Here is a 12,670-nt window from a genome sequence, read left to right on the forward strand (position 1 = left end):
AGAACAATTATGGCAAAAATGTACTATCAAAATGAAGCGAATGAAGCAGTTTTATCAACTAAAAAGGTAGCAGTTATTGGATATGGATCACAGGGGCATGCCCATGCACAAAACTTACGCGAAAGCGGGTTTGAAGTAGTTATTGGATTACGAGAGGGTAAATCTTGGAGCCAGGCGGTTGAAGATGGATTTGATGTTAAATCTGTTAGGGAAGCTAGCGAGGAAGCGGATGTAATCATGATTCTCTTACCGGATGAACATCAAACAAAAGTATATAAAGCAGAGATTGAACCAGTCTTGCGGGAAGGTCATACACTGATGTTCGCTCATGGTTTTAATGTCCATTATCACCAAATTGTCCCTCCGGCATTTGTAGATGTTTCCCTGGTAGCACCAAAAGGACCGGGACATTTAGTCAGAAGGACATTTGAACAAGGGGCAGGTGTTCCGGCATTATTTGCCATCTATCAGGATGTGTCAGGTGAAGCGAAAGAAGTTGCGTTAGCTTACGCAAAAGGGATAGGAGCACTTAGGGCAGGAGCTCTTGAAACTACATTCAAGGAAGAGACCGAAACGGATTTATTTGGAGAACAGGCAGTACTTTGCGGCGGACTTACCTCCTTGGTAAAGGCAGGTTTTGAAACGCTGACGGAAGCTGGCTATCAGCCTGAGCTTGCTTACTTTGAATGTTTACATGAACTGAAATTAATTGTTGATCTCATGTATGAAGGCGGTATGGAAGGGATGCGCTATTCCATTTCTGATACGGCTCAATGGGGTGATTTTGTTTCAGGTCCACGCGTAGTTGGCCCGGCTGTTAAAGAAGAAATGAAGCAAGTGTTAAAAGAAATTCAGAATGGTACATTTGCAAAAGGATGGCTGCTTGAGAATCAAGTGAACAGACCTGTATTTAACGCGACACAGGCACAGGAAAATGCCCACCCAATTGAACAGGTTGGCAGAGAACTTCGTCAAATGATGCCATTTATTCAACAGCAGAAAAAGAAACAGAAAGAAGTGGTCGGCAGTGCGAAAAATTGAAATTTTTGACACAACCTTACGTGATGGAGAACAATCTGCCGGAGTGACTCTTAATTTGACTGAAAAACTGGAGATAGCCAAACAACTGGAAAAAATGGGTGTCGATATCATTGAGGCTGGTTTTCCAGCAGCCTCTCCAGGAGATTTCGAATCAGTGAAGAAAATTGCTGATTTAGTCAAAAATTCAACGGTAACAGGACTGGCCAGATCTGTGGAAAGTGATATTGATGCGGTGTGGGGAGCTTTAAAGCAAACGGCCGACCCGAGGATACATGTCTTTCTTGCTACATCACCCATACACAGGCAGTATAAGCTGAAAATGACGGAGGATCAGGTGATTGAAGCTGCCGTGGCTTCAATCCGGTATGCTTCGAAGTATTTCCCAGTTATTCAATGGTCAGCTGAAGATGCCTGTCGCACAGAGCTTCCATTCCTGGCTCGGGTTGTGGAAGAAGCCATCAAAGCCGGAGCAAGGATTATCAATATTCCGGATACGGTCGGTTATATCACACCGAAAGAATATAGTGAAGTCTTCCAATATCTAATGAAACACGTTCCATCTATAGATCAGGTTACCTTGTCTGCCCATTGCCATGACGATTTAGGATTGGCAACCGCCAATTCTATGGCAGCGATTTTGGCCGGAGCGACTCAAATAGAAGGTACCATTAATGGAATTGGTGAACGAGCCGGGAATACTGCACTGGAAGAAGTAGCACTTGGTCTATATACAAGAAAAGATTTTTATCAGGCAGAAACCGGCTTGGTGCTTAGTGAAATTAAACGTACAAGTGAATTGGTCAGTAAACTGACAGGTATGGTAATCCCGCCAAATAAAGCTGTAGTAGGTAAAAATGCCTTTGCGCATGAATCCGGCATTCATCAAGACGGTGTGCTTAAGGAGAAAACAACCTACGAGATAATTGAACCTGAATTAGTTGGATTAAGTTCTAACTCCATGGTGCTTGGTAAGCATTCAGGCCGGCATGCATTCCGTACAAAATTAGAAGAGTTAGGCTTCCCTGTATCAGATGAAGAAGTTAATCACCTTTTCAAAGTATTCAAGGACCTGGCAGATCGTAAGAAAGAAATGACTGATGATGATATTGTCGCGTTAGTACTGGAAGAGAAAGTAACAAAAGAGGATAACTATTATGAATTAATTTCCATTCAGGTTCAATACGGAACCAATCAGATTCCAACAGCAACCGTTACATTGTCAGGAGTAAATAACGACAGAATTCAGGAGGCCTCGACTGGAGCAGGGAGTATTGAAGCGTTATACAATACGCTCGAGCGTTGCATACAGAAACCAGTTAAGCTGCAGGATTACCGTATTCAATCAGTTGGCGGCGGCAGAGATGCGTTGGCACAAGTGTTTGTAAGAATTATTTATCAGGGAGTGGAAACAAGCGGACGGGGATTAGCCCAGGATGTCTTGGAAGCGTCGGCTAAAGCTTATCTAAATGCTATTAACCGAGTGATTTTAACAGTAGAGCACCAATCAATGGTGATCACGAATTAATCAATAAGGAGGATTTCGATATGAAAAAAAACATTGCTGTATTGCCGGGTGACGGAATTGGACCGGAAATTATGATAGGAGCCCTCGAAATCCTCAATGCTATTGGTGAACGATTCGGACATGAATTCGTCTTTGAATATGGACATATTGGCGGGGTAGCCATTGACACAGAGGGAACCCCTTTATCTGAAAAAACGATTGACCTTTGTAAACGAAACGATGCCGTTTTACTTGGAGCAGTTGGCGGTCCGAAATGGGATCATAATCCCCCGGAGATGCGACCTGAGCAGGGGCTGTTAAAAATTCGCAAAGAGTTAAATTTATACGCAAATATGCGTCCAATTAGTTATTATGCCAGCATCCAGGATTCATCACCTTTGAAAAAAGAAATCATTGATGGTACGGATTTTTTAATCGTGAGAGAACTAACGGGCGGGTTATATTTCGGTAAACCGAGCAAGCGAAATTATCATGACGGCATGGAATCTGCTGTTGATACTCTGTATTACGAACGCGAAGAAGTAAAGCGGATTATTACACTCGCTTTTGAATTGGCAAAGGAACGAAAAGGAAAGGTAACATCCGTTGATAAGGCAAATGTATTAGAATCAAGCCGAATGTGGAGAGAGGTGGCAGAAGAAGTAGCCAGTGAGTATCCAAAAGTGAAGCTTGAGCATATGCTCGTAGATAATGCAGCGATGCAGCTTATCCGTAATCCAAGGCAATTTGACATACTGGTGACTGAAAATATGTTTGGTGATATTTTGAGCGATGAGGCAAGTGTCTTAACTGGTTCACTTGGAATGCTCCCTTCAGCAAGTCTTTCTGAAAATGGTTTGCATTTATTTGAACCAATTCACGGCTCTGCCCCGGATATCGCAGGCCAGGATAAAGCTAATCCAATTGCGATGATTCTGTCTGTTGCATCGATGCTTCGCCATTCCTTCCAGATGGAAGAAGAGGCAGGTATAGTTGAACAAGCGGTAAAAAATGTATTGGACTCCGGTAAACATACAGTAGATATATCAGGAGATGGAAAAGTGCTGTCAACCACGGAAATGGCCCGGGCTATTAAGGAAGAAATTTTGCAGAAGGACGCTATTTTTCACATTATGGAAGCGTACGCGTAAAAAATACAAAGATATCAATAAAATGAGGAGGGATCTATGTGGGTAAATCGATCGTGGATAAAATCTGGGAAAATCATATAGTGCACAAGGAGGCTGGGAAACCAGATTTATTATACATCGATCTGCATCTCGTTCATGAAGTGACTTCTCCTCAGGCATTTGAGGGTCTTCGCCTAAAGAAAAGAAAGGTACGCAGACCAGATTTGACCTTTGCAACAATGGATCATAATGTCCCCACCATTAATCGTTTTGTCATAACAGATGAGGTGGCGAAAAGGCAATTGACAGCACTTGAACGGAATTGCCAGGAATTTGGAGTACCTTTAGCAGGCCTTGATAGTGAAGACCAGGGAATTGTCCATGTGATTGGGCCAGATTTAGGGTTAACTTGGCCGGGAAAAACCATTGTTTGCGGTGACAGCCATACATCTACGCATGGTGCATTTGGTGCACTGGCCTTTGGAATTGGCACGAGTGAAGTGGAGCATGTATTAGCGACGCAAACCATTTGGCAAAACAAACCGAAAACGATGAAAATTGAAATAAACGGTGCACTCGAGAATGGGGTTACTGCCAAGGATGTCATTTTATATATCATCACTCAAAATGGAACGAACTTTGGTAACGGCTATATTTTGGAATATGCAGGCGATGTAGTACGTAATATGTCGATGGAAGAGCGCATGACTATGTGTAATATGTCTATAGAAGGCGGTGCTCGTGCCGGTCTGGTTAGCCCGGATCAAACTACTTTCTCCTATATGAAGGGTCGTAAATATGCTCCTGTACCGGACGAATTCGAGGAATGTTGTAAGCGGTGGTCAGAATTGGCCAGTGATGCTGATGCAGATTATGACAAAGTAATCTACATGAATGGAGATGATATTTCTCCTATGGTCAGTTGGGGCACCAATCCTGGGATGTGCAGCCCGGTAACCGGGAATATCCCTCATTCAAATTCAATGAAGCCAGCAGCAGCCAAAACATTACAGCGAGCGCTAGAATACATGGGTCTTAAAGAAGGTCAGGCAATTACAGATATACCGGTTCAGCATGTATTTATTGGTTCCTGCACAAATTCCAGGATAGAAGATTTAAGGGAAGCGGCTGAAATTATCGATGGTAATAGGGTTGCTGCAGGAGTGAGCGCAATGGTCGTTCCTGGCTCACAGGCTGTTAAAAAGATGGCAGAGGAAGAGGGGTTGGATACGATTTTCAAAGCAGCTGGATTCGAATGGAGAGAAGCGGGCTGCAGCATGTGTTTAAGCATGAATCCAGATGTGGTGCCGGCAGGTGAACATTGCGCATCCACATCAAACCGAAATTTTGAAGGAAGACAGGGCACTGGAGCAAGAACGCATTTAGTATCTCCGCGCATGGCAGCAGCGGCAGCGATTTACGGGAAGTTTGTGGATATCAGAGAAGCAGTGAATCCTATGATTTCTGGAAAAGGAGGTCACTAAAATGGAAAAAATGACAGTTTATACAGGTAAACCCGTCATTCTTGATCGCGATCATGTCGATACAGATCAGATTATACCGAAACAGTTTCTAAAGCGCATTGAGCGTACCGGGTTTGGTAGGTATGTATTTTTTGATTGGCGTTTTCATGCAGATGGAACCGAGCGAGATGATTTTGAACTAAATCAGCCTGAAGCTAAAGGTGCGACCATTTTGCTGGCAGGTGTAAATTTTGGCTGTGGATCTTCTCGTGAACATGCCCCATGGGCACTGGGGGATTATGGGTTTAAAATAATTTTGGCTTCCTCCTTTGCAGATATTTTTCATCAAAACTGTTTGCAAAATGGAATACTGCCCATTACGTTAGAAAAAGAGAGCCTTGCTTCGATCAAGGAATTTATACGTAAAACACCGATGGATTTAACGGTTGATCTACCTAATCAAGAATTGAGAGCACAAGAAAACGTACTTGCTCAATTTGATATCCACCCATATTGGAAGAACATGCTGATTAATGGCTGGGATGAAATTGAACTAACGCTTCAGTATAATGAAGAAATCAATCAATACGAACAAAGAATACTGGCATAGACTACAAGATATATAGTCTATGTTTTTTTTGTTTCAGTGCTTATTGCATGAATAACAGAAAGATTTTTTGTTTTTCATGTAAAGGCATGCTAAACTAACGACAATTAATTCAAAAAGATCAAGGCGGTTTGTTATGAAGAACACAAAAAGTGAACGAAAGGATGAAAAGGTAATTCCTTTTCCTAATCTGGCACAATTGCTCCTCAAAAAAGGGATGCAAGCCATGGAGGAGAAAAAATTCAAAAATGCCCGTGAATTATTTAGCCAGGCATATGAATTGGAACCGGAAGATGAAGATATCAATATCGGATTAGCTCTGTCACTTGTAGAGCTCGGGAATTACCAAGATGCAAAAGCTATAGTGAATAAGATGATGGGAAATGGAATTGGAGAGTATTTTCATGTCATCAATATTTATTTAATGATCCTTCTACAATTAAATGAACATCGCGAGATTATATCAGTAGTTGAAGCGTTATTGGAAGAAAATCAGGTGCCTGAAGGCAGAGTTGAATCATTAGAACATTTATTGGCTATGAGTAAACGAATTGTGGTACAGGGCAGCGAGCAGGAATATTCAGACGATTTTCCTGAATTTAAAGCCGAAACACCTCAAATTCAGGAGGAAGAAATAAAAGATATTTTGGAAACCGGAACGATGCAAGAGCAATTTTTTATGCTATCTTCACTTGCAGGACAAAATATTAGACCGTGGGTAGGACTGCTTTGCCAATATTTAATAGAAGAAAAACATCCATTTTTAAAAACCTTTACTATATCCATATTAAAAGAGCAGGAAGTGGATAAGATTGTAGAGGTGGATAAGTTCGGTCAAACTATTACAGTGAATATAGTAGACTTACCAAATGTTGAAGAAACGCAATTTTTATCTGACATACATAAAACATTACGTGACAGGTTGGAAAATAATAACCCTATCATGTTCGAGCAGGCTATGGAAATGGTCAAAAGGCATAATATCCTGCTTTATCCAATGAATATACCGAATCTCGACGGATGGGCAGAAGGCTATTACCGAATAGTGTCGGAAGCCTATGGAATCGATTTAAAGGAGCCTGATGAAAGGATAAATGTAATTATAGAGGAAATCAGGAATCTAGAGGGGATGACTTTCCCTGTTATTTGAGGGTCCAAGTCTTGAAACGTAGGAAACCTATGTTATAATATAGTGGTTGCAATATGCATTGGTACAGTAAGGCTGTACTGCCTAAGATCAATAAATCTAGTTGCACATAATATCGTGTTAAGAGAAAACGATTATTAGGAAATATATATAGTGGAGGGAAAACCATGTCTGCAAAATGGGAAAAGCTTGAAGGGAACAGCGGAGTATTAACTGTTGAAGTACCGGTTGAAAAAGTAAACGAAGGCTTAGATTCAGCATTCAAAAAAGTGGTTAAACAAGTACAAGTGCCAGGATTCCGTAAAGGAAAAATGCCTCGTGCATTATTTGAAAAGAAATTTGGCGTTGAGTCTCTTTACCAAGACGCATTAGATTTTATTCTTCCAGAAGCATACGCTAATGCAATTGAAGAAACTAAAATCGAGCCAGTTGATCGTCCAGAAATCGATATCGAAAAAATGGAAAAAGGCGAAGCTCTTATTTTCAAAGCAACTGTTACTGTAAAGCCAGAAGTTAAACTTGGCGAATACAAAGGTATTGAAGTAACACAACTTGATACTGAAGTAACTGATGAAGATATCGAAAAAGAAATCAAAACTTTACAAGAGCGTAACGCTGAGCTTGTAATCAAAGAAGAAGGACAAGCTGAGAATGGTGATACTGTAGTTTTAGACTTTGAAGGATTCGTTGATGGCGAAGCATTCGAAGGCGGACAAGCAGATAATTACTCCTTAGAACTTGGTTCAAACTCTTTCATCCCAGGATTTGAAGAGCAATTGGTTGGTCTTGAAGTTGGCGGAGAAAAAGATGTTGAAGTTACTTTCCCAGAAGAATATCATGCTGCAGAACTAGCAGGAAAACCAGCTGTATTCAAAGTGAAAATTCATGAAATCAAAACAAAACAATTACCTGAGTTAGATGATGAATTTGCTAAAGATGTTGATGAAGAAGTAGAAACATTGGAAGCACTTAAAGAAAAAATCAAAACTCGTTTAGTTGAGTCTAAAAAACATCAAGCAGAACACCATGTAAAAGACACTGTTATCGAAAAAGCGGCAGAAACTGCAGAAATCGAAATTCCAGAAGCAATGATCGACACTGAAACAGATCGTATGGTTCAAGAATTCGAACAACGTCTTCAAGCTCAAGGTATGACTCTTGACATGTACTTCCAATTCTCTGGCCAAGACAAAGATGCTCTTAAAGGTCAAATGAAAGAGGAAGCTGAAAAGCGTGTACGCATCAACTTAACTCTTGAAGCAATCGCTAAAGCAGAGAACCTTGAAGTTACTGAAGAAGAAATCAACACTGAAGTACAAGCAATGTCTGAGCAATATGGTTTGACTGCTGAACAAATCATCCAAGCACTTGGCGGAACTGAAAGTGTTAAAGGTGACTTATTAGTAAGAAAAGCAATCGACGTATTAGTTGATAACAGCAAAACAGTAGAAGCTTAATAAACATATTAAATAACAAAACAAGGTGCGATTTTATCGTACCTTGTTTTATACATACTATACATACTATTTGCAGTGTCCAATTTTCGAGAAGATTCGACTTTTTGAATCGAAATATTTTAACACATACATAATTGCTTTTTTCATGAATTAAGTGTAGATTAATTCTAAATAAATAGGATTAAAACTCTTCCATTTTTGATTTCCAGGATTGAAAGGAGTCAAGAATGGATATTATGTACATATACATAAGGAACAACTAATTTGGCAAATGAGTACAGCCTTTTTCTTACCTTAAACGGGGCAATGTATGTTACAATTCTTACATACCCTTCATTTGTTAATCTGATCGTAAAGAATTGCAGATTTCATGATAGAGTTCATAATACCAAGGGGTGAAACTATGTTTAAATTTAATGATGAGAAAGGGCAATTGAAGTGTTCTTTCTGTGGGAAAACTCAAGAACAAGTCCGAAAACTCGTAGCGGGTCCAGGTGTTTATATATGTGATGAGTGTATAGAGTTATGCACTGAAATTGTAGAAGAAGAACTGGGTACTGAAGAAGAAGTTGAGTTAAAAGATATACCAAAACCAATGGAGATCTTAGAAATCCTTGATGAATATGTTATTGGTCAAAAAGGTGCTAAAAAATCCTTGGCAGTAGCCGTTTATAATCACTATAAACGTGTAAATTCTAATAGCAAAATTGAAGATGTAGAATTATCTAAATCCAATATTTGCTTGATTGGGCCTACTGGAAGCGGGAAAACGCTTCTTGCTCAAACTTTAGCTAGATTATTAAATGTACCATTTGCCATTGCTGATGCTACGTCATTAACTGAAGCTGGTTACGTGGGTGAAGATGTTGAAAATATCTTACTCAAGCTAATTCAGGCTGCTGATTACGATGTAGAGAAAGCTGAAAAAGGCATTATATACATTGATGAAATCGATAAAATTGCACGTAAATCTGAAAATCCATCCATTACAAGAGATGTTTCAGGTGAAGGTGTACAGCAGGCATTGCTGAAAATTCTTGAAGGTACTGTGGCAAGTGTACCGCCACAAGGAGGAAGAAAGCATCCTCATCAAGAATTCATCCAAATTGATACAACGAATATTCTATTCATCTGCGGTGGTGCATTTGATGGAATTGAACCGATTATTAAACGCCGTCTTGGCCAAAAAGTTATCGGGTTTGGATCAGTTAAAGAAGAAGTTGAAGATAAAAACTTGTTAACTAAAGTTCTTCCTGAAGACATGCTTCGTTTTGGATTAATTCCAGAATTTATCGGCCGTTTGCCGGTAATTGCAACACTTGAGCAATTGGATGAGGATACATTAATCCAAATCCTTACTAAGCCTAAAAATGCGCTTGTTAAGCAATTCCAAAAAATGCTCCAGCTTGATGACGTAGAACTCGAATTTGAGGACGGAGCGTTGTTAGAAATTGCGAAAAAAGCAATTGAGCGTAAAACAGGTGCACGTGGACTTCGTTCCATTATTGAGGGAATTATGCTGGATGTCATGTTTGAACTTCCTTCCCGTAATGATATTAAAAAATGTATCATTACAGCTGAAGTGATCTCTAAAGGCGAATCTCCAAAAATAATTCTTGTTGATGGAACAACCGAAACAGTTGAAAAGAAAACATCTGCTTGATAAAGATATAAGTTGTAGAAAAGGCCAATCAAAATCTGATTGGCCTTTTTTGTATTGTTCAATGAAGCGATTAACAGGTGATATATTCTTAAATGAATATATGTTTAGAGAGTTAGAAGAAAACAATAGCGATTATAGGAAGAGCAAAGCTAAGTTTAGTAAGAAATTGACCCGAGTTGAGTAGGAATCCAGCCGATTCAGGGCAAATTCCAGCCAATCGTTAAAGTAAGTGGCCTAACAGGGTTTGATGTATACACATAGAGCTTGAGTCATAAGGATAATAGCCACTATGGGAGGAAAGAACACACTATGCGCGTCCTCTTATGCTTGTCGAAGGCCAACAGGATGTTGGTCATGAAGACATTGCCACACGGTGTGGCGCATTTAGTCTTCGTTCCTTAACGTAAGGCCCTTCAGCTTTTTGATGTGATCCAGCTTCGCCTCCTAGCTCCTCGAGACATAAGTGTAGCCTCTACGGGGGAGAACATCCCCTCCGAGCATCTGTCTTGTGCTCCTCGCTCCTGCCCAAGGCCCTTCAGCTTTTTAGTATAATCTAGCTTCTACTCCTAGGCCCTCGAGTTATAAGGATAGCCACTGCGGGAGGAAAGAACACCTCCCTGCGTGGCTCTCTCTTATGCTTTTCGGAGGCCAACAGGATGTTGGTCACAAAGACGTTGCCACAGGACGTGGCGTATTTAGTCTTTGTTCCTTAGTTCAGTCGTTTCAGCTTTTTAGTTAATCCAGCTTCAACGGCTAGAAGCTCAGGACATAAGCATGATCTCTTCAGGAGGGAAGAACGCCTCCTTTCGAGCCCCTGTCTTATGCTCCTGGCTTCTGGGCGAGCCGTTTCAGCTTTTTAGTGTTTATTCCTTCCTTTCTAGGGAGATACTAGCTTGTATCTCAACGATGTGATTTCAGGAGGGTGCTTATATGAGTTGGACTGGTGTGGTTATTGTTATCCAGCTGTTTTTTGGAATAGTGATTGGGTTGTATTTTTTAAATTTATTAAAGGGTCAAAGGGTACAAAAGGTTTCAATTGATCGAGAGGCTAAGAAAGAGATGGATCAGCTTCATCGAATGAAGTCTATCTCATTAACTGAGCCGCTTTCCGAAAAGGTGAGGCCAGCACGGTTTGATGATATTATTGGACAGAAAGATGGAATCAAAGCACTAAAGGCAGCACTTTGTGGGCCAAATCCACAGCATGTACTAATTTATGGACCGCCTGGAATTGGGAAAACGGCCGCTGCGAGACTTGTGCTGGAAGAGGCTAAAGCAAATATGAAATCTCCATTTAGGCAAACTGCAACATTTGTAGAATTGGATGCCACAACAGCCAGATTTGATGAGAGAGGAATTGCTGATCCACTTATAGGCTCTGTTCATGACCCAATCTATCAGGGTGCCGGAGCAATGGGCCAGGCAGGTATACCTCAGCCAAAACAGGGGGCAGTTTCAAATGCTCATGGTGGTGTCTTATTTATTGATGAAATTGGGGAATTGCATAATATACAAATGAACAAATTATTGAAGGTATTGGAAGATCGGAAAGTACATTTTGAGAGTGCCTACTATAATGAAGAGAATCCGAATATACCAAAACATATACATGAAATTTTTCAAAATGGATTGCCTGCTGATTTTAGGCTTGTTGGCGCTACAACGCGTACACCTTCTGAAATCCCGCCTGCGATTCGTTCCAGATGCATGGAGATTTTTTTTCGTGAATTAAATCAGGAGGAACTGAAGAAGGTGGCCAAAAATGCAGTTGAACGGGTGTCCTTAGAAATTAGTGATGAGGCGCTCAATGTCATTGGTAATTTTGCCAGCAATGGACGAGAAGCTGTAAATATGGTTCAAAGTGCCGCAGGTTTAGCCATTACAGAAAATAGAGATTACATTAAAGATGAAGATATTGAATGGATTGTTCAATCCAGCCAAATGTCTCCTAGATATCAAAGCTTTATTGCGAAAGAATCTGCCGTTGGTGTTGTAAATGGTCTGGCTGTAACCGGACCAAGTTCAGGGGCGTTACTTGAGATTGAAGTGACGGTTATTGATGCGGTTGATAAGGGATCAGTTAATATAACTGGAATCGTAGAAGAAGAAAGTATTAATAGTGCTGGAAAATCCATCAGAAGAAAAAGCATGGCTAAGGGATCGATTGAAAATGTGGTGACTGTCCTGAGAACGATTGGCGTTCCAGCTGACAAATTTGATATCCATGTTAATTTTCCGGGCGGTATACCGATTGATGGTCCTTCGGCAGGCGTTGCTATGGCCGTTGGGATTTACTCAGCTATCTATCAAATACCGGTAAAAAATAATGTTGCAATGACAGGAGAAATCAGCATTCATGGGAAGGTTAAGCCGGTTGGCGGTGTGTTTACGAAAGTGACAGCAGCTAAGTTAGCAGGAGCCGATGTAGTTCTGATTCCGGAAGAAAATATTCAAGCCTTGTTAAACCAAGTCGAAAATATTGAAATTAAACCTGTCAGGAACTTAAAGGAAGTATTTCAACTAGTATTCGATCGTACAGCTGCCATTGATACTATTATCGAAAATATGCCACTTTCTGAACGGGAAAGCGGCTGAGGGAACAAAATTAAAAGGCTTGCATAAGAGCGAGCCTTTTTTTTTGTCTTACTAATAATGAGA

At 40.5% G+C, this 12,670-nt stretch carries 9 protein-coding genes; all 9 read left to right on the plus strand.

What is annotated here, in order from left to right; genetic code table 11:
• The first annotated feature begins 9 nt into the window (after positions 1-9).
• The 9 genes from ilvC to lonB all read left to right on the plus strand — a co-directional run bounded on the left by ilvC (position 10) and on the right by lonB (position 12,607).
• Positions 10-1,041 (plus strand): ketol-acid reductoisomerase, encoded by a 1,032-nt coding sequence (ilvC, locus tag AC4D4B_RS11545; RefSeq protein ID WP_490996507.1) that lies wholly within the window; start codon positions 10-12, stop codon positions 1,039-1,041.
• A complete protein-coding gene (locus AC4D4B_RS11550; RefSeq protein ID WP_490999947.1) occupies positions 1,028-2,566 on the plus strand; it encodes a 2-isopropylmalate synthase in 1,539 nt (512 codons plus the stop codon). The genes ilvC and AC4D4B_RS11550 overlap by 14 nt, the downstream gene beginning before the upstream one ends.
• A gap of 20 nt (positions 2,567-2,586) precedes the next feature.
• Positions 2,587-3,696 (plus strand): 3-isopropylmalate dehydrogenase, encoded by a 1,110-nt coding sequence (leuB, locus tag AC4D4B_RS11555; protein ID WP_490999948.1) that lies wholly within the window; start codon positions 2,587-2,589, stop codon positions 3,694-3,696.
• Positions 3,697-3,734: 38 nt separating this feature from the next.
• On the plus strand, positions 3,735-5,159 hold the full coding sequence (gene leuC / locus AC4D4B_RS11560) for a 3-isopropylmalate dehydratase large subunit (RefSeq protein WP_490999949.1): 1,425 nt from the start codon (positions 3,735-3,737) through the stop codon (positions 5,157-5,159).
• Position 5,160: 1 nt separating this feature from the next.
• On the plus strand, positions 5,161-5,748 hold the full coding sequence (gene leuD, locus AC4D4B_RS11565) for a 3-isopropylmalate dehydratase small subunit (RefSeq protein ID WP_490999950.1): 588 nt from the start codon (positions 5,161-5,163) through the stop codon (positions 5,746-5,748).
• 133 nt (positions 5,749-5,881) lie between these two features.
• Positions 5,882-6,895 carry a tetratricopeptide repeat protein gene (locus tag AC4D4B_RS11570; RefSeq protein ID WP_490999951.1) on the plus strand — a complete coding sequence of 338 codons (1,014 nt, stop codon included), beginning with the start codon at positions 5,882-5,884 and terminating at the stop codon, positions 6,893-6,895.
• A 164-nt stretch (positions 6,896-7,059) separates the two neighbouring features.
• A complete protein-coding gene (gene tig / locus AC4D4B_RS11575) occupies positions 7,060-8,349 on the plus strand; it encodes a trigger factor (RefSeq protein WP_490996513.1) in 1,290 nt (429 codons plus the stop codon).
• Positions 8,350-8,752: 403 nt separating this feature from the next.
• Positions 8,753-10,012, plus strand: coding sequence for an ATP-dependent protease ATP-binding subunit ClpX (clpX, locus tag AC4D4B_RS11580; RefSeq protein WP_066108651.1), 1,260 nt, complete (start codon positions 8,753-8,755; stop codon positions 10,010-10,012).
• Positions 10,013-10,942: 930 nt separating this feature from the next.
• Complete coding sequence (gene lonB, locus AC4D4B_RS11585; RefSeq protein ID WP_490999952.1) at positions 10,943-12,607, plus strand: ATP-dependent protease LonB; 1,665 nt, start codon at positions 10,943-10,945, stop codon at positions 12,605-12,607.
• Positions 12,608-12,670: the final 63 nt, after the last annotated feature.

It is taken from the genome of Pradoshia sp. Z6_59 (genome assembly GCF_058267515.1).

Excerpts from the sequence above, each read along its gene's own strand:
- tig (WP_490996513.1), top strand. The coding sequence starts at position 7,060 with ATGTCTGCAAAATGGGAAAAGCTTGAAGGGAACAGCGGAGTATTAACT.
- leuD (WP_490999950.1), top strand. The coding sequence starts at position 5,161 with ATGGAAAAAATGACAGTTTATACAGGTAAACCCGTCATTCTTGATCGC.
- clpX (WP_066108651.1), top strand. The coding sequence starts at position 8,753 with ATGTTTAAATTTAATGATGAGAAAGGGCAATTGAAGTGTTCTTTCTGT.
- ilvC (WP_490996507.1), top strand. The coding sequence starts at position 10 with ATGGCAAAAATGTACTATCAAAATGAAGCGAATGAAGCAGTTTTATCA.
- AC4D4B_RS11570 (WP_490999951.1), top strand. The coding sequence starts at position 5,882 with ATGAAGAACACAAAAAGTGAACGAAAGGATGAAAAGGTAATTCCTTTT.
- leuB (WP_490999948.1), top strand. The coding sequence starts at position 2,587 with ATGAAAAAAAACATTGCTGTATTGCCGGGTGACGGAATTGGACCGGAA.
- lonB (WP_490999952.1), top strand. The coding sequence starts at position 10,943 with ATGAGTTGGACTGGTGTGGTTATTGTTATCCAGCTGTTTTTTGGAATA.